The 18,144-nt window shown below is 63.9% G+C and carries 15 protein-coding genes; 13 read left to right on the forward strand and 2 right to left on the reverse strand.

Annotated elements, in window-relative coordinates:
- Positions 1-130 precede the first annotated feature (130 nt).
- The 9 genes from adhP (at position 131) to BVH01_RS03055 (ending at position 10,602) form a co-directional block, all read left to right on the forward strand.
- Positions 131-1,153: an alcohol dehydrogenase AdhP gene (gene adhP / locus BVH01_RS03015; RefSeq protein WP_075928898.1), complete on the forward strand. Its 1,023-nt coding sequence runs from the start codon at positions 131-133 to the stop codon at positions 1,151-1,153.
- A gap of 90 nt (positions 1,154-1,243) precedes the next feature.
- Positions 1,244-2,041, forward strand: coding sequence for a hypothetical protein (locus BVH01_RS03020; RefSeq protein ID WP_075928899.1), 798 nt, complete (start codon positions 1,244-1,246; stop codon positions 2,039-2,041).
- Positions 2,042-2,319: 278 nt separating this feature from the next.
- The gene (locus BVH01_RS03025; RefSeq protein WP_075928900.1) at positions 2,320-3,228 is read left to right on the forward strand and encodes a glutamate/aspartate ABC transporter substrate-binding protein; all 909 of its coding nucleotides are present in this window, start codon (positions 2,320-2,322) and stop codon (positions 3,226-3,228) included.
- A gap of 173 nt (positions 3,229-3,401) precedes the next feature.
- A complete protein-coding gene (locus BVH01_RS03030) occupies positions 3,402-4,148 on the forward strand; it encodes an amino acid ABC transporter permease (protein WP_075928901.1) in 747 nt (248 codons plus the stop codon).
- On the forward strand, positions 4,145-4,813 hold the full coding sequence (locus BVH01_RS03035; RefSeq protein WP_177344592.1) for an amino acid ABC transporter permease: 669 nt from the start codon (positions 4,145-4,147) through the stop codon (positions 4,811-4,813). The genes BVH01_RS03030 and BVH01_RS03035 overlap by 4 nt, the downstream gene beginning before the upstream one ends.
- The gene (locus BVH01_RS03040; protein WP_075928902.1) at positions 4,810-5,544 is read left to right on the forward strand and encodes an amino acid ABC transporter ATP-binding protein; all 735 of its coding nucleotides are present in this window, start codon (positions 4,810-4,812) and stop codon (positions 5,542-5,544) included. The genes BVH01_RS03035 and BVH01_RS03040 overlap by 4 nt, the downstream gene beginning before the upstream one ends.
- A 69-nt stretch (positions 5,545-5,613) precedes the next feature.
- Positions 5,614-7,287, forward strand: coding sequence for a gamma-glutamyltransferase (ggt, locus tag BVH01_RS03045; RefSeq protein ID WP_075928903.1), 1,674 nt, complete (start codon positions 5,614-5,616; stop codon positions 7,285-7,287).
- A 98-nt stretch (positions 7,288-7,385) separates the two neighbouring features.
- Positions 7,386-9,287 carry an ATP-binding protein gene (locus tag BVH01_RS03050; RefSeq protein WP_075928904.1) on the forward strand — a complete coding sequence of 634 codons (1,902 nt, stop codon included), beginning with the start codon at positions 7,386-7,388 and terminating at the stop codon, positions 9,285-9,287.
- The gene (locus tag BVH01_RS03055; RefSeq protein WP_075928905.1) at positions 9,280-10,602 is read left to right on the forward strand and encodes a sigma-54 dependent transcriptional regulator; all 1,323 of its coding nucleotides are present in this window, start codon (positions 9,280-9,282) and stop codon (positions 10,600-10,602) included. The genes BVH01_RS03050 and BVH01_RS03055 overlap by 8 nt, the downstream gene beginning before the upstream one ends.
- 87 nt (positions 10,603-10,689) lie before the next feature.
- On the opposite strand, the gene BVH01_RS03060 is transcribed toward BVH01_RS03055, so the two are convergent.
- On the reverse strand, positions 10,690-11,601 hold the full coding sequence (locus tag BVH01_RS03060) for a LysR substrate-binding domain-containing protein (protein ID WP_075928906.1): 912 nt from the start codon (positions 11,599-11,601) through the stop codon (positions 10,690-10,692).
- A 177-nt stretch (positions 11,602-11,778) separates the two neighbouring features.
- Here BVH01_RS03060 and aspA point away from each other — a divergent pair, with 177 nt between their 5' ends.
- From aspA to BVH01_RS03075, 3 genes are all read left to right on the forward strand, one after another.
- Entirely contained in the window at positions 11,779-13,236 is a 1,458-nt protein-coding gene (gene aspA / locus BVH01_RS03065; RefSeq protein ID WP_075928907.1) for an aspartate ammonia-lyase, read from the forward strand.
- 124 nt (positions 13,237-13,360) lie between these two features.
- Positions 13,361-14,128, forward strand: a complete 768-nt coding sequence (locus BVH01_RS03070; protein WP_075928908.1) for an ABC transporter substrate-binding protein — start codon at positions 13,361-13,363, stop codon at positions 14,126-14,128.
- A 168-nt stretch (positions 14,129-14,296) separates the two neighbouring features.
- Positions 14,297-15,061 (forward strand): ABC transporter substrate-binding protein, encoded by a 765-nt coding sequence (locus BVH01_RS03075; RefSeq protein ID WP_075928909.1) that lies wholly within the window; start codon positions 14,297-14,299, stop codon positions 15,059-15,061.
- Between the two features lie 452 nt (positions 15,062-15,513).
- Here BVH01_RS03075 and BVH01_RS03080 read toward each other — a convergent pair whose 3' ends face one another.
- Positions 15,514-16,326 (reverse strand): helix-turn-helix transcriptional regulator, encoded by an 813-nt coding sequence (locus BVH01_RS03080; RefSeq protein WP_075928910.1) that lies wholly within the window; start codon positions 16,324-16,326, stop codon positions 15,514-15,516.
- Positions 16,327-16,491: 165 nt separating this feature from the next.
- Here BVH01_RS03080 and BVH01_RS03085 point away from each other — a divergent pair, with 165 nt between their 5' ends.
- Entirely contained in the window at positions 16,492-17,940 is a 1,449-nt protein-coding gene (locus tag BVH01_RS03085; protein ID WP_075928911.1) for a sodium:alanine symporter family protein, read from the forward strand.
- Positions 17,941-18,144 lie beyond the last annotated feature (204 nt).

The following is an 18,144-nucleotide window of genomic DNA, read 5'->3' on the forward strand; positions in this document are numbered from 1 at the left end:
GCAGTCGCGCATAAATCGATAACCGACCGCCTGTCGGCCGGTGGCGCCATGGGCACCGGAATTTGTCCTGGAGCAATATCCGCCCTGCCGGGCCTTCCATACTGGGGTTCCTATCGAGGAGGATCGCGCCATGCAGCAGACCATGAAAGCCGCCGTCGCCCATGCCTTCGGCGAGCCCCTGCGGCTCGAGGAGGTGAAAGTGCCCCTGCCCGGCCCCGGGCAGATACTGGTGAAGATCGAGGCGGCGGGCGTTTGCCACACCGACCTGCACGCCGCCGACGGGGACTGGCCGGTAAAGCCCAGCCTGCCGTTCATTCCAGGCCATGAAGGCGTCGGCTACGTTGCCGCGGTCGGTGCCGGCGTGACCCGGGTGCGCGAAGGCGACCGGGTCGGCGTGCCCTGGCTGTACACCGCTTGCGGCTGCTGCGAACACTGCCTGACCGGCTGGGAAACCCTCTGCGCCGATCAGCAGAACACCGGTTACTCGGTCAACGGCAGCTACGCCGAATACGTGCTGGCCGACCCCAACTATGTAGGCATCCTGCCCAAGACCGTCGAGTTCGCCGAGATCGCGCCGATCCTCTGCGCCGGCGTTACCGTCTATAAAGGCCTGAAGGTGACGGGTGCCCGGCCCGGCCAGTGGGTGGCGATTTCCGGCATCGGCGGCCTCGGTCACGTGGCGGTGCAGTACGCCCGGGCCATGGGCCTGCACGTGGCCGCCATCGACGTGGACGACGCCAAGCTGGCGCTGGCCAAAAAGCTCGGCGCCAGCCTGACCATCAACGCTCGCCAGGAAAACCCGGCCGAGGTCATTCAGCGCGACATCGGTGGCGCCCACGGCGTGCTGGTCACCGCCGTATCCAACAGCGCCTTCGGCCAGGCCATCGGCATGGCCCGCCGGGGCGGCACCGTCGCTCTGGTAGGACTGCCGCCGGGCGACTTCCCGACGCCGATCTTCGACGTGGTGCTCAAGGCCATCAGCATCACCGGCTCGATCGTCGGCACCCGAGCGGATCTGCAGGAAGCGCTGGATTTCGCCGGCGAAGGGCTGGTCAAGGCAACCATCCACCGTGACCGGCTGGACAACGTCAATGACGTACTCCAACAGATGCGTGCCGGGAAGATAGAAGGCCGGGTGGTGATGCAATTCTGAGCGTGACGTCTGACAGCGCGGAACGGGCTCACAGAACCCGCTGTCAGACGCCGTTAGACTCAGCTTCATTACCCACCAAAGGACCATGCCATGACACGGCTGTCGCTGCTTATCGCCTCAACCTTCCTGACTTTCAACGCCAGCGCCCTGGAGCTGGCGAAATACCCCAAGGCCTTCGTCGCCGACAAGGGCATCAACGTCGTGCTCGCCCCCAGCAGCGACGAAAAACAGGCTCTGGTGCAGATCAGCGGTATCAACCATGCGCTGGATGAAGTGGTGTTGCTGACCGACGTCAAACCACGCAGCCAGGACGAAAGCGACTACGCCACCACCCTCGACGGCAGCGCCTACGTGCTGATCGGCCAGCGCCAGGAGTGGGGCGGGGAGTCCTACCAGCTGTACCTGCCGGGCAACCGTGAGCCGCTGTACCTGAGCTTCGACGAGAAGGCCAGCAAGGCGGTCAAACCGACCGAGCTGCTGGCGCTGTACGAGAAGCAGAAAAAAGATGGCGTGCAGGACAAGCTGGCCGAGTTCGACCGCGAGAAGCGCCAGCAGTATCACGTCGAACGCCTGCAGCAGATGGATCAGGAGGCGTCGGCCAGTTGCGGCACCACCCTGAAGACCGAAGTGAACTGGCAGGCCATGGACGAGCAGCTGCTCAAGGAGCTGAGCGTGTCCGGCTACTGCGGCGAGGTGGTCAATCAGATGAACAACCTGTGCAGCAGCTCGCCGGAATTCAAGGAACAGGCCGCCAAGCTGAACACCGTCGAATGCAGCTTCGGCAAGGAAATGAAGATTCGCGAACAGGGCAATCGCATTCAGTTCACCACCGAGCGCGACGCTGCCAACCAGGGCGAATTCATCAACGCCTTCCTGCGTAACCGCTAATACGGCCTGCCGGGCGGCCTTCAGCGCCGCCCATCCTCATTCGGAAACCCGAACACCAAGCGATCAAAAAACCGAACATCCGACCGCAACGTCTGTTCTCAGCATCCCTACCAAATAAAAATAGCCTTTGTATTCATACAGTTGCGCTATGAGAGCGCTAGCGCCGCAGCCTGGCACGCATCCTGCTCCTTACAAGGCAGGAAAGCGATAGCCCTTCCACATGGAGGCACGTACCCCAGCGTACGTCCTCAATAACAACAACACCGAGGAACCGACCCATGCGTATCGTCCCCCGCGTACTGGCTGTAGCCGTCGCCGCCACCCTGATGTCCAGCCCAGTCTTCGCCGCCGAACTGACCGGCACCCTGAAGAAGATCAAGGATTCGGGCACCATCACCCTGGGCCACCGCGACTCGTCCATCCCCTTCTCCTATTACGGCGACACCTCCAAGCAGCCGGTCGGCTACTCCCATGACCTGCAACTGAAGGTCGTCGAGGAGCTGAAGAAAGAGCTGGAGATGCCTGACCTGAAGGTCCGCTACAACCTGGTGACCTCCCAGACCCGCATCCCGCTGGTGCAGAACGGCACCGTGGACCTGGAGTGCGGCTCCACCACCAACAACGTCGAGCGTCAGCGTCAGGTCGACTTCTCCGTCGGCATCTTCGAAGTGGGCACCCGCCTGCTGACCAAGAAGAGCAGCGGCGTGAACGATTTCGAAGACCTCAAGGGCAAGAACGTGGTGACCACCGCCGGCACTACGTCCGAGCGCCTGCTCAAGTCCATGAACGCCGAGAAGAAGATGGGCATGAACGTGATTTCCGCCAAGGATCACGGCGAGTCCTTCCTGATGCTCGAGTCCAACCGCGCCGTGGCCTTCATGATGGATGACGCCCTGCTGGCCGGCGAAATGGCCAAGGCCAAGAAGCCGGACGACTGGCACGTGGTCGGCACCCCGCAGTCCTTCGAAATCTACGGCTGCATGGTTCGCAAGGGCGACGAAGGCTTCAAGAAGGTGGTCGACAAGGCCATCAGCGATACCTTCGCTTCGGGCGAAATCAACGACATCTACAACAAGTGGTTCCAGCAGCCGGTTCCGCCAAAAGGCCTGAACCTCAACTTCCCCATGAGTGACCAGCTGAAGAAGCTGATCGCCGAGCCGACCGACAAGTCTGTAGAGCAGATCTGACGGTGTGATGCCACGCCCCTTTCACGAGAAGGGGCGTAGGGGGACCCGGAGAGGCCAGCGGCCTCTCCATCCATTTCCTGACGAAGCCGAAAACCGTTCGCTCACGCGGATGCGGGTGACTGCTGCCCGCCGCCGAGCTTCGCTGCGTCAACCCACCTGAGGGGAAACCCGTAATGAACTACAACTGGGACTGGGGCATCTTCTTCAAGTCCACCGGCATTGGCGATGAAATCTACCTGGAGTGGTTCATCACCGGCCTGGGCTGGACCATCGCCATCGCCCTGGTCGGCTGGCTGATCGCCCTGTCGCTCGGCTCGCTGCTCGGTGTGATGCGCACCGTGCCGAACCGCCTGATCTCCGGGATCGCCACCGCGTATGTGGAGATCTTCCGTAACGTACCGCTGCTGGTGCAGCTGTTCCTCTGGTACTTCCTGGTCCCGGATCTGCTGCCCGAACCGCTGGAGCTGTGGTTCAAGCAGGACCTCAACCCGGCGACCTCGGCCTACCTGTCGGTCGTGGTCTGTCTCGGCCTGTTCACCGCCGCCCGCGTCTGCGAGCAGGTGCGCACCGGTATCGAAGCACTGCCCAAGGGCCAGACCGCCGCGGCCTACGCCATGGGCTTCCGTCTGCCACAGATCTACCGCAACGTACTGCTGCCCCAGGCCTACCGGATCATCATTCCGCCGCTCACCAGCGAGTTCCTGAACATCTTCAAGAACTCCTCGGTGGCCTCGCTGATCGGCCTGATGGAGCTGCTCGCGCAGACCAAGCAGACCGCCGAATTCAGCGCCAACCTGTTCGAAGCCTTTACCCTGGCGACGCTGATCTACTTCACCCTGAACATGAGCCTGATGATGATCATGCGCATGGTCGAGCGTAAGGTCGCCGTGCCGGGCCTGATCTCCGTGGGAGGCAAATGATGGACTTCAGTCAGATCATTCCCGCTCTGCCGGGCCTCTGGGAAGGCATGGCCATGACCCTGCAACTGATGGTCATGGGCGTCATCGGTGGCGTGATTCTCGGCACCCTGCTGGCGCTGATGCGCCTGTCGAGCAACGTGCTGCTGTCCAAACTGGCCGCCACTTACGTCAACTACTTCCGCTCGATCCCGCTGCTGCTGGTCATCACCTGGTTCTACTTCGCGGTGCCGTTCATCCTGCGCTGGATCACCGGTGAAGACACGCCGGTGGGCGCGTTCGCGTCCTGCCTGGTGGCGTTCATCATGTTCGAGGCGGCGTACTTCTGCGAAATCGTGCGCGCCGGTATCCAGTCCATTCCCAAGGGCCAGATGGGCGCTGCCCAGGCACTGGGCATGAGCTACGGCCAGACCATGCGGCTGATCATCCTGCCCCAGGCGTTTCGCAAGATGACCCCGCTGCTGCTGCAGCAGAGCATCATCCTGTTCCAGGACACCTCGCTGGTCTACACCGTCGGCCTGATGGACTTCCTCAATGCCGCCCGCTCCCGTGGCGACATTCTGGGGCAGCCCCATGAATTCCTGATCTTCGCCGGCCTGGTCTACTTCACCATCAGCTTCGCTGCCTCGCAGCTGGTCAAGCTCCTGCAAAAAAGGTTAGCCGTATGATTTCCATCAAGAACGTCAACAAGTGGTATGGGGACTTCCAGGTGCTGACCGACTGCACCACGGACGTCAAGAAAGGCGAAGTGGTCGTGGTCTGCGGACCGTCCGGCTCGGGCAAGTCGACCCTGATCAAATGCGTCAATGCGCTGGAGCCCTTCCAGAAGGGCGACATCGTGGTCGACGGTACCTCCATCGCCGACAAGAAGACCAACCTGCCGAAACTGCGCTCGCGCGTCGGCATGGTGTTCCAGCACTTCGAGCTGTTCCCGCACCTGACCATCACCGAGAACCTGACCATCGCGCAGATCAAGGTGCTGGGCCGCAGCAAGGAAGAAGCTACCCAGAAGGGCCTGGCCCTGCTTGACCGCGTCGGCCTCAAGGAGCACGCCCACAAGCACCCGGGCCAACTCTCCGGCGGCCAGCAGCAGCGGGTGGCGATCGCCCGCGCCCTGGCGATGGATCCGGTGGTGATGCTGTTCGACGAACCGACCTCGGCGCTCGACCCGGAAATGGTCAACGAGGTGCTCGACGTGATGGTGCAGTTGGCCCACGAAGGCATGACCATGATGTGCGTGACCCACGAGATGGGTTTCGCCCGCAAGGTCGCCGACCGGGTGATCTTCATGGATGCCGGCAAGATCGTCGAAGACTGCCCCAAGGAAGAGTTCTTCGGCGACATCAGTGCACGCTCCGAGCGGGCCCAGCAGTTCCTCGCCAAGATCCTCCAGCACTGACGCACCCGGCCCGCCATCGCTGTGATGGCGGGCCAACCTCGACAAGTACAATTAAATCGAGACCCCATCATGCGCCTTCTGCACGCCAAGACCCTCACCCTCAGCGTCGCTTTCGCCGTCAGCAGCAATGCCGTATTGGCCGCCAGCCTGGACGGCGGCGCGGTAGCCGCACCCGACCAGTACGCAGCCAAGGTGGCCGCCCAGGTGCTCAAGGACGGTGGCAATGCGGTAGACGCCGCCGTCGCCACCGCCTTCACCCTGGCCATCACCTACCCCGAAGCCGGCAATATCGGCGGTGGTGGTTTCATGACCCTGTTCATGGATGGCAAGCCGTACTTCCTCGACTATCGGGAAACCGCGCCCAGGGCGGCGACCAAGACCATGTACCTCGACGACAAGGGCGAGGTGATCGAGAACCTCAGCCTCGTCGGCGCCAAGGCCGCTGGCGTACCCGGCACGGTGATGGGCCTGTGGGAGGCGCACAAGCGCTTTGGCAAACTGCCCTGGAGCGAGCTGATTACCCCAGCCATCGGCTACGCGCAGAATGGTTTCACCATCGCCGACAAGCAGTTCCAGTACCGCGAAGACGCCCTGGGCCTGTTCAACGAACACACCAATTTTAGTGACTACTTCGGCAACATGCAGCCCGGCAAGCCGTTCAAACAGCCGGAGATGGCCAAGACCCTGGAGCGCATCGCTGCCAACGGCCCCGACGAGTTCTACAAGGGCAAGACCGCCGACCTGCTGGTCGCCCAGATGCAACGTGACGATGGGCTGATCACCAAGCAGGACCTGGCCGACTACCGGGCCAAATGGCGCGAGCCGATTCGCGTCGACTGGCAAGGCAACACCCTCTACACCGCGCCTCTGCCCAGCTCCGGCGGCATCGCCCTGGCCCAGCTGATCGGCATCAAGGAGCAGCGCGCCGCTGACTTCAAAGGCGTCGAGCTGAACTCCGCGCGCTACATCCATCTCCTGGCCGAGATCGAAAAACGGGTGTTCGCCGACCGCGCCGACTACTTGGGCGACCCGGACTTCTCCGACGTGCCGGTCGACAAGCTGATCGATGCGCAGTACCTCGAACGCCGCGCGAGCGAAGTCAACCCGACCGCCATTTCGCCGACCGAGCAAGTGCGCCCCGGCCTGGAGCCGCACCAGACCACGCACTTCTCCATCGTCGACGCCGATGGCAACGCGGTCAGCAACACCTATACCCTGAACTGGGACTTCGGCAGTGGCGTGGTGGTCGAAGGCGCCGGCTTCCTGCTCAACGACGAGATGGACGACTTCAGCGCCAAGCCCGGCGTGGCCAACGCCTTTGGCGTGGTAGGCAGCGATGCCAACGCCATCGAGCCGGGCAAGCGCATGCTGTCTTCGATGAGCCCGAGCATCGTCACCCGCGACGGCAAGGTCAGCCTGGTGCTGGGCACGCCCGGCGGCTCGCGGATCTTCACGTCGATCTTCCAGGTGCTCAACAACGTCTACGATTTCAAGCTGCCTCTGGAAAAGGCCGTCGCCGCCCAGCGCGTTCACCACCAGTTGCTACCCAAGGACACGATTTACTACGACGCCTACGCGCCGCTCACCGGCAAAGTCGCCGACGAGCTCAAGGCCATGGGTTACGTGCTCGAGGATCAGGGCTGGAACATGGGGGACATCCAGGCCATCCGCGTCGACGGGCGCCGCCTGGAAACCGCCTCCGATCCGCGCGGGCGCGGCGTCGGTCTAGTGGTTGAACACTGAGCCGATGTCATGACTCGCCCCCCACGGCACCGCTGCACCTGCGGCGGTGACCCGCCTTCCCCGCCTCCAGGCGGGCTGGCCCGGTCACGGTGACTGTGATGCAATGCGCGTCCATCAGTCCCTCTGGGGTGCCGCCCGTCTTGGCCGCCAAACCGCGCTACGTTCGCCACCTGTCGCTGACCCTGCTGATGCTGGTACTGGTAGCTGCCTGCGGCTACGCCGGCTACTACCTCAGCGAGAAGTCCGGTATCCGAAGCCTGGTCGAAAGCGGCGAGCGCCAGCTCGAGCTCAATGCCCGGGCGGTGGAAAGCGAGATCAACAAATACACCTACCTGCCCAGCCTGCTGGAGCTCGAATCCAACGTCAGTCGCCTGCTGCTGACTCCCGACGCCTACCGTCGCCAGCGCGTCAACGATTACCTCGAAGGCCTCAACCGACGCAGTGGCAGCATGGCCATCTACGTGATGGACACCGACGGCCGGGTGCTGGCTACCAGCAATTGGCGCCAGGCGGACAGCTACCTGGGCGAGGACCTGTCCTTTCGCGCCTATTTCCATGACGCCCTGCAGGGCGAGCAAGGTCGTTTCTACGGCATCGGCAGTACCACCGGTGAGCCCGGCTATTACCTGTCCCACGGGCTCAAGGCCAACGGTCGGATCATCGGCGTAGCGGTGGTCAAGGTGCGCCTCGACCCGCTGGAGCAGCGCTGGCAACGGGCGCGCCTGGAAGCCTACGTCAGCGACGAGAACGGCATCATCATCCTCTCCAGCGATCCGATGCGCCGGCTCAAGGCGGTGCGCCCACTCAACGCCGAGACCAAGGAGCGCCTGGCGCGCAGCCTGCAGTACCACTGGTCGTCGCTCGACGAGCTGATCCCACAGGCGCGCAAGCCGCTGGCCGACGGCGTCGAACAGGTCAGCTTCGCGGGCCACAATGGGCAGAATGCCAGTGAGGTGACCCAATACCTCGCCCAGAGCCGCCCCCTGGAAGACACGCCGTGGCACCTCACCCTGCTCAGCCCGCTACAGGACTTGCGCCGTGAGGCCGTCAGCCACGGCATGCTGGCCGCCGCCGCCTTCGCCCTGCTGGCCTTCCTGCTGATCGCCTGGAACGAGCGCCGCAAGGTGATCGCCACCCGCCTGGCCGCCCGCGAAGCCCTGCAGTTGGCCAACAGCGAGCTGGAGCGCAAGATCACCGAGCGCACCGCCGACCTGCGCGCCAGCAACGACCGCCTCAAGGCGCAGATCCGCGAGCGCCGCCAGGCCGAGCAAACCCTGCGCCTGGCCCAGGACGAACTGGTGCAGGCCGGCAAGCTGGCGGTCATCGGGCAGATGTCCACCAGCATCGCCCACGAGCTCAACCAGCCGCTGGCGGCGCTGCGCACGCTGTCCGGCAACACCGTGCGCTTCCTGTCCCGCGGCGCCTATGACGTGGCCACCACCAACCTGCAGACCATCAACGAGCTGGTCGACCGCATGGGTAAGATAACCGGCAGCCTGCGCGCCTTCGCCCGCCGCTCCAACGATGGCGGCGAAGCCAGCCTGGCCAAGGCCGTGGACGCTGCGTTGCAAGTCGTGCAGCCACGCCTGGAACGTACGCCGCTGAACATTCACCACCAGTTCACCGACGCCCGGCTGGCAATCAACCAGACCCGCCTGGAGCAGATCCTGGTCAACCTGATCGCCAACGCCGCCGATGCGATGAGCGCCCAGGCCGATCGCCAACTGTGGCTGCAGGGCGGTACCGAGGGCGAGCGCTATCGCCTGCGCGTGGTCGACAACGGCCCCGGCATCGCCCCCGAAGACCGCACCCACCTGTTCGAACCCTTCTTCACCACCAAGCCCGGCGAGCAGGGCCTCGGGCTCGGCCTTACGCTGTCCGCCAGCCTCGCCGCAGCCGCCGGCGGCAGCCTCAGCGCCGACCATCCGCCCCAAGGCGGCACCGCCTTCGAACTCAACCTGCCGCAGGTTGCCGCTGTCATGGAGACACCCGATGAATGATGACCTCACCGTGCTGATCGTCGAGGACGATCCCCACGTGTTGCTCGGCTGCCAACAGGCCCTGGCCCTCGAAGACATCCCCTGCGAAGGCGTGGGCAGCGCCGAAGAAGCCCTGCAGCGCATCGACGCGGACTTCGCCGGCATCGTCATCAGCGATATCCGCCTGCCCGGCATGGACGGCCTGCAACTGCTCGGCGAACTCAAACGCCGCGATCCCAGTCTGCCGGTGGTGCTGATCACCGGCCACGGCGACATCGGCATGGCGGTCGGCGCCATGCGCGATGGCGCCTATGACTTCATGGAAAAACCCTTTTCGCCAGAGCACTTGGTCGACGTCGCCCGTCGCGCCCTGGAGCAGCGCAGCCTGGCCCGCGAGGTATCGTCGCTGCGCCGCCAACTGGCCGGCAAGCAGGCCCTGGAACACCGCCTGATCGGCCGTTCGCCGGCAATGCAGCAGTTGCGCGAACTGATCGCCAATGTCGCCGACACCTCGGCCAACGTGCTGATAGAAGGCGAAACCGGTACCGGCAAGGAGCTGGTCGCGCGCTGCCTGCACGATTTCAGCCGCCGGCAGAGCAAGGCCTTCGTGGCGCTCAACTGCGGCGGCCTGCCGGAGAACCTGTTCGAGAGCGAAATCTTCGGTCACGAAGCCCACGCCTTCACCGGCGCCGGCAAGCGGCGCATCGGCAAGATCGAGCACGCCAACGGCGGCAGTCTGTTTCTCGACGAAGTCGAAAGCATGCCGCTCAACCTGCAGATCAAGCTGTTGCGCGTACTGCAGGAGCACAGCCTGGAGCGTCTGGGCTCCAATCAGCCGGTCGCCGTTGATTGCCGGGTGATCGCCGCCACCAAGACCGACCTCGACGAGGCCGGCAAGAGCGGACAGTTTCGCAGCGACCTGTACTACCGGCTCAACGTGGTGACCCTCGAACTGCCGCCGCTGCGCGAGCGCCGCGAGGATATCGCCCTGCTGTTCGAACACTTCCTGCAGCTCTCGGCCCTGCGCTTCGACCGCGCTGCGCCGGAGCTGGATCGGCACACCCTGGCGGCCCTGATGGCCCACGACTGGCCCGGCAACGTGCGCGAGCTGCGCAACGTCGCCGAGCGCTTCGCCCTCGGCCTGCCGGCCTTCAAGAAGAGCGGCGCCAACGAAGGCAATGCCGCCACCTTCGCCGAGGCCGTGGAAGCCTTCGAACGCAACCTGCTGGTCGACGCCCTCGAACAGCACGCCGGCAACCTCAGCCAGGCCGCCCAGGCCCTCGGCATGGCCAAGACCACGCTGTTCGATAAGGTGAAGAAGTACGGGCTGGGATAACACGTAAGCCGAGCGGTGGCGCGGCTGTTCGAATCACGATTGTGTATCCAGGGACTGTGGGAACAAGAGATGGTTGATCCCGCCGCTCTAGCTTTCGTCGCGCCCCACGCCCCCTTCCAGCTTGCACCACAACAGGCGCACCGCCGCCTTGCGCGACATGCTCCAGCGGTACAGGCGAATCTCCAGCGGGATGTGCCAATGCTCCTTGCCGCACACCACCAGCTCGCCACGCGCCAGCTCGGCGTTCATCGACAGGCGTGGCACCCAGGCCACGCCCAAACCCTGCAGGGCCATGGCCTTGAGGCTGTCGGCCATGGCCGTTTCGTGCACGGTGGTCGAGCGCAGAGCGCGCTGACGCAATAGCAGGTTCACCGACCGGCCCAGGTAGGTGCCGGCGCTATAGGCCAGCAGCGGCACGCTCTGCCCGGCGTCCAGATCGAACAGTGGCGCGTCCTGCTCGTCCACGGCGCACACCGGTAGCATCTCGCTGACGCCCAGAGGCAGCGATGGGAACAGATCGGGGGCCAGTTGCACGGCGGCGTCCTGATCGTGGTAGGCGAGAATCAGGTCGCAGGTACCTTCACGCAGCGAGTGCACCGCCTCGCCGACGTTGGTCGCCACAAGTCGGGTGGTCAGCGGCAGGCCGTCACGGCGCAGGCGGGCGATCCATTCCGGGAAGAAACCGAACACCAGGGAATGGGCAGCGGCGATCTGCAGCGCCTCGCCCTGCTGCCCTTCCAGGTGATGCAGGTGACGCACCACTTCGCCGAGCTGCTCGACCATGCTGCGCGCCGTGAGCAGGAACAACTGGCCCGACTCGGTCAGCTCGATCGGCGTGCGGGAGCGGTTGACCAGGGTCAGGCCAAGCGCTGCCTCCAGGCTCTGGATGCGCCGGCTGAAGGCCGGCTGGGTCACGAAGCGCTTTTGCGCCGCGGCGGAAAAGCTGCGCGTGGCGGCCAGGGTGACGAAGTCTTCCAGCCATTTGGTTTCCAGATTCATGGGCGTCCTCGACTCGCGCAGCGCGATGCACACGTTTGGTGCAAAGAATTGGTCACGACCGCATTATGCCGATTATGCATACCCCAGCAAACAACAGCATTGGCCGCTCACTGCCGGAAAGCCTTATTCTTTGGCCTATCGCGGTATCTTCCGCCTTACCAAGAGAATCGAGACATCATGTCCGCTGCTGCATCGTTCCGCGTCGAAAAAGACCTGCTCGGTACTCTCGAAGTCCCGGCAGAAGCCTACTATGGCATCCAGACCCTGCGTGCGCTGAACAACTTCCGCCTGTCCGGCGTGCCCCTGGCCCACTACCCGAAACTGGTCGTAGCCCTGGCCATGGTCAAGCAGGCCGCCGCCGACGCCAACCGTGAGCTGGGCCACCTGCCGGCCGAGAAGCACGCGGCGATCAGCGAAGCCTGCGCACGCATCATCCGCGGCGATTTCCACGAGCAGTTCGTGGTGGACATGATTCAGGGCGGTGCCGGCACCTCGACCAACATGAACGCCAACGAGGTGATCGCCAACATCGCCCTGGAAGCCATGGGCCATGCCAAGGGTGAATACAAGCACCTGCACCCGAACAACGACGTCAACATGGCGCAGTCGACCAACGACGCCTACCCGACCGCCATCCGCCTGGGCCTGCTGCTTGGCCACGACACCCTGCTGGCCAGCCTCGATAGCCTGATCCAGTCGTTCGCTGCCAAGGGTGAGGAATTCGCCCATGTACTGAAGATGGGCCGCACTCAGCTGCAAGACGCCGTGCCGATGACCCTCGGCCAGGAATTCCGCGCCTTCGCCACCACCCTCGGTGAAGACTTGGCGCGCCTGCGCAGCCTGGCGCCAGAGCTGCTGACCGAAGTGAACCTGGGCGGCACCGCCATCGGTACCGGCATCAACGCCGACCCGGGCTACCAGCACCTGGCGGTGCAGCGCCTGGCGCTGATCAGCGGCCAGCCGCTGGTGCCGGCTGCCGACCTGATCGAAGCCACTTCGGACATGGGCGCCTTCGTGCTGTTCTCCGGCATGCTCAAGCGCACCGCGGTCAAGCTGTCGAAGATCTGCAACGACCTGCGCCTGCTGTCCAGCGGCCCGCGCACCGGCATCAACGAGATCAACCTGCCGGCGCGCCAGCCGGGCAGCTCGATCATGCCGGGCAAGGTCAACCCGGTGATCCCGGAAGCGGTCAACCAGGTGGCCTTCGAAATCATCGGCAACGACCTGGCGTTGACCATGGCAGCCGAGGGCGGCCAGCTGCAGTTGAACGTGATGGAGCCGCTGATCGCCTACAAGATCTTCGACTCGATCCGCCTGCTGCAGCGCGCCATGGACATGCTGCGCGAGCACTGCATCAACGGCATCACCGCCAACGAAGCCCACTGCCGCGCACTGATGGAAAACTCCATCGGCCTGATCACCGCGCTGAACCCGTACATCGGCTACGAGAACTCCACCCGTATCGCCAAGGAAGCCCTGGTCAGCGGCCGCGGCGTGCTGGAGCTGGTACGTGAAGAGCAGCTGCTGGACGACAGCACCCTGGCCGAGATCCTGCGCCCGGAAAACATGATCGCTCCGCACCAGCTCAAGCCCCTGACCCCACCAGTCAAAGAGGCCGTCGAGCAGCAGCGCTAAGCGTTGCCAGACCCGAAGCCCCGTACCGTTCAGCGGTACGGGGCTTCGCTTTGTTCAGGACCGATTGCCGTTTGCCCGCGCGCAGGCTAAAAGGGCGGCAGTACTAATAAAGAGAAGTCGCCCCATGACCGTCAAAACCGCGTGGCTGCTGTGCCTGCTGTCCCTTTCAGGTGCTGTCGCACTCCCCGCCCAGGCCGAATTGCCGGCCGGCTACCAGGTCGTGTTACAAACGGAAAACTTTCCGCCATTCAACATGGCGGACAACGACAAGAACTTCGCCCGCGACGCCAACATCCAGGGCGTCAGCACCACCATCGTGCGCGAGATGTTCAAACGCGCCGGCATCGACTACACCCTGACCCTGCGCTTCCCGTGGAGCCGGGTCTACGACGCCACCCTGGCCAATGCCAATCACGGCCTGTTCTCCACCTCGATGAACGAGGCGCGTCGCCCACTGTTCAAGTGGGTCGGCCCAATCGCCAAGGTCGAGCGCGTGCTGCTCGCCGCCCCCGGCTCCAACATCCCCAACCTGACCAGCCTCGAGCAGGCGCGCCAGTACCGCATCGGCAGCTACAAGGACAGCGCCGCGGCCCAGGCCCTGGAGAAGGCCGGGCTGGAGCCGAACAACGCACTGCGTGACCAGGAAAACATCGCCAAGCTCACCGGTGGCAAGATCGACCTGTGGGGCACCACCGATCCGGTCTGGCGCTTTCAGGCACGCCAGGCGGGCGTCACCGGCCTGCGCAACGTGCTGACCTTCGACCGCGCCGACCTCTACCTGGCGCTCAACCTCGATACGCCGGACGAAGTCGTCTCGCGCCTGCAACAGGCGCTGGACCAGATGAAGACCGAGGGCTACGGCACCTGCAACAAGCACCCGGAGCTGTGCTGATCGCCGCACCTCGACGGCTCGCCTGACGTTCTCCGTTACGACGGCGAACGCCGCTGTCGGTCGAAAGCCCCAGACCGGTTCACAGTCTGGGGCTCTGCTGGCAACGACTCGTTGCCGTTTACGCGGCGGCACGCTAAAAGGGCTGCGGCCTAACAAGGAGTCGTTCCAATGAGAGTCAATGCCGCATGGTTTGCCGGCCTGCTTGCCGTTTCCAGCCTCTTCGCCCTGCCCACCCAGGCGGCGCTGCCACCGGACTACAAGGTGGTTCTGCAGACCGAAAACTTCCCGCCGTTCAACATGGCCGAGCAGAACAAGAACTTCGCGCGTGACGCCAATATCCAGGGCGTCAGCACCACCATCGTGCGCGAGATGTTCAAGCGTGCCGGCATCGACTACACCATGACCCTGCGCTTCCCATGGAGCCGCGTGTACGACGACACCCTGGCCCACGCCAACTATGGGCTGTTTTCCACCTCCATGAGCGAGGCGCGCCGGCCGCTGTTCAAGTGGGTCGGCCCGATCGCCAAGGTCGAAGGCGTACTGGTGGCAGCCGACGCGAAGATCACCAACCTGGCGAACCTCGACCAGGTTCGCCAGTACCGCATCGGCAGCTACAAGGACGGTGCGGTCAGTCAGGCCATGGAGCGCGCCGGCCTGCAGCCGACCAACGCGCTGCGCGACCAGGAGAACATCGCCAAGCTCACCAGCGGCAAGATCGACCTGTGGGCCACCACCGATCCGGTATGGCGCTACCATGCCAACCAGGCCGGCGTGAGCGGGCTGCGCACGGTGCTGATCATCGATCGCTCGGACATGTACCTGGCGCTCAACCTGGAAACGCCGGACGAAGTGGTCACCCGCCTGCAACAGGCGCTGGACCAAATGAAGAGCGAAGGCTACGGCACCTGCAGCAAGCATCCGGAGTTGTGCTGATCGCGACTGCCCGTGCACGCCTTTGCAGATAAAGCAGGAGCGGATATCGGGCGCTGCCGCTTTTGTAGGAGCGGCTTTAGCCGCGAGCTCTTTACGCTCCATGCGCGAGGCGTGAGCTGTGGTTTGCCAACTTTATCGCGTTGCTCATACGTTCGGTTCCGCTCTGTCGAGCGGGTTTCTTTTGGCATCGCCCCAAAAGAAACCAAAAGGTCTAGCCCCGACATACGGCCCCAGCTTCGCTGGGGTTCCCTCACTCCATCATTGCTCCGAGGGCACGCCGCGAAGGGCCATCCCTGGCCCATCGCGGCTCTCGCGGCGTCCATGCCGCTCAACCCTCTCCACAACGATTCCGTTCGGCCTCCTGAAGGGGCGATTTGTGTCGCCTGCTAAATTTTGTGGCATGAGAAACACCAAATAGCCAAAGCGGCCGCTCGACACGTCGCCATCGCTACTCACTCCACCTCGAACAACCCATCACGCACCGGCGCGTGGGCCAGGCGTTGGCGGATATCTTCGTCGATGCGCGGATCGTCCGGCTGGTAGAGCATCACCTGGCGGTAGGTGCTGATGCGGTTGATCTCGGTACCCAGGAATTCCCACACCACTCGGGTGCAGGCCGGCGTGCGGCGGTCACCGCTGGACACGCCGGTCTTCAGGCCATTGAGGCGGGTGATGCGGCTCTTGAAGCTGGGGATGAGGATGGTCTGGCTCATCTCGTTGACGGTCAGCGACTCGTAGTCAATGAGGAAAAGTCGGTCCTGCAGCTGGAAGGCGGCACCCAGGTAGCGGCAGCGCGCCGAGTCGTCGGCCAGCCCGCCGGTAGACGTCACCTGGCGCTCCTGGCGCTCGAACAGGAAGTTGCCGCCCTCCTCGCGCACGTGTACCAGCGACAGCAGGATGGTGCCCGGCACCGACATGCAGTTGGCGTATTCGAAGTAGTAACCGCAGTAACGTGACAGGTCACCGGAGCTTTCACGCAACGGCTGTAACAACGCGTGTAACGGATCTCGCTCGGCCGGTGCGCCGATCTGCGTGCCACGGGCGCCGATCAGCCGCGCGAACTGCTCGCCGGGCAAGCCCAGTTCGTAACCCTCGACGCCGAAGAAATCCCCAATGCGCTTGAGGTTATAGGCCGTCGGCTGGCTCTCTCCGGCAAGATACTTGTTGAACTGGGCACGGTTGATGCCGACCTTGCGGCACACCTCCGCAATGGATCGGTAGTGGCTGCAGAGCAGCCGAAGATTCTCACCGAGGTGACTGGACATGATGGGCTCAGATGATGCGAGTGACGTGATTATAGCATCAGGTCGCGTCACTTAGGATCGACCCGCGAAATTGTCCCCCGGGCCACCTTGCTCAAACATTAGCCACCGCATCTCGCGTCAGCGTTCGCCTGCGAACAATCACAATAAGAATCGAGGATTCTCATCATGCTCGAAGTACTGAACGACTTCCTTTCCGGGAAAGTGTTGATCGTGCTTATCGTCGGCCTGGGTAGCTACTTCACCCTGCGTTCGCGTTTCGTCCAGTTCCGTCATTTCGTCCACATGTTCAGCGTATTCAAGGAATCGCTGCGCAGCAGTGGCGGCCAGCTCAGCTCGTTCCAGGCCCTGATGCTCAGCCTCGCCGGCCGTGTCGGCGCGGGTAACATCGCCGGTGTCGGCATCGCCGTGACCCTTGGCGGCCCGGGCGCCGTGTTCTGGATGTGGGTGACCGCGCTGGTCGGCATGTCCAGCAGCTTCTTCGAATGTACCCTGGCTCAGGTCTACAAGCGCAGCGACGGCGATGGCCTGTACCGCGGCGGCCCGGCCTACTACATCCAGCACGGCCTGAAACTGCGCTGGATGGCGATGACCTTCGCCGTACTGCTGCTGGTCACCTACGGTTTCGCCTTCAACGGCCTGCAGTCGTACACCGTGACCCACTCGCTGCAGAACGCCTTCGACATCCCGGTTCAGTACAGCGGCATCGCCCTGGCCGTACTGCTGGGCCTGGTGTTCATTGGCGGCATCAAGCGCATCGCCTCGGTCTCGGACCTGCTGGTTCCGATCAAGACCCTGATCTACATCGCCGTGACCATCTACGTCATCGCCATCCAGATCGAGCACGTACCGGCCATGCTGGCCACCATCGTCAAGAGCGCCTTCGGCCTCGAGCCAGCCTTCGCCGGCCTGCTGGGCAGCGCCATCGTCATGGGCGTGAAGCGCGGCGTATTCGCCAACGAAGCCGGTCTGGGCAGTGCCCCGAACGTGGCTGCCGTGGCCTCGGTGAAGCACCCGGCGGCACAGGGCGTGGTTCAGGCGTTCAGCGTGTTCCTCGACACCTTCGTGATCTGCACCTGTACCGCGCTGCTGATCCTGCTGTCGGGCTTCTACACCCCGGGCTTCGAAGGTGACGGCATCGTCCTGACCCAGAACTCCCTGGCTGCGGTAGTTGGTGATTGGGGCCGCACGTTCATCAGCGTCGCGCTGAGCCTGTTCGTGTTCACCTGCATCCTCTACAACTACTACCTCGGCGAGAACGCCCTGCAGTTCCTGGTCGGTCGCAGCAAGGTCGCCCTGCTTGGCTACCGTGGCCTGGTGCTGGCGCTGATCTGCTGGGGTTCGATGCAGAACCTGGGCACCGTGTTCGCCTTCGCCGACATCACCATGACCTGCCTGGCGTTCGTCAACCTGACCGCCCTGGCCATGCTGATCAAAGTGGGCCTGCGCGTCATGAAGGACTACGACGAGCAGCGCAAGGCAGGCATCGACCAGCCGGTGTTCGACGGTTCCAAGTTCGCTGACCTCGACCTGGATCGCGCCTCCTGGCCAGCCGCCAAGCCAGCCGCTGACGCTCAACCGCAGAGCGCACCGGAACTGCTGTCGACTCAGCGCTGAGTCGCACCGCCTGATCGGATGGCGCGCCGTGCGCCATCCGATCCTGCCGCTCTCTGGCGGCTTTCCCTTTCCTGCCGATGCCCTTGCTCGATGACGAGCGAGCCGGGATCGGCTTGGCCTGGAGATTGCCTCCCAGGTCTTTCACGAGTGGCGATCGGATGTATCCTGCCGCTTTGCATACCCATTCTTACAATAAGGAAAAAG

It is taken from the genome of Pseudomonas sp. PA1(2017), assembly GCF_001945375.1.
Taxonomy (GTDB): domain Bacteria; phylum Pseudomonadota; class Gammaproteobacteria; order Pseudomonadales; family Pseudomonadaceae; genus Aquipseudomonas.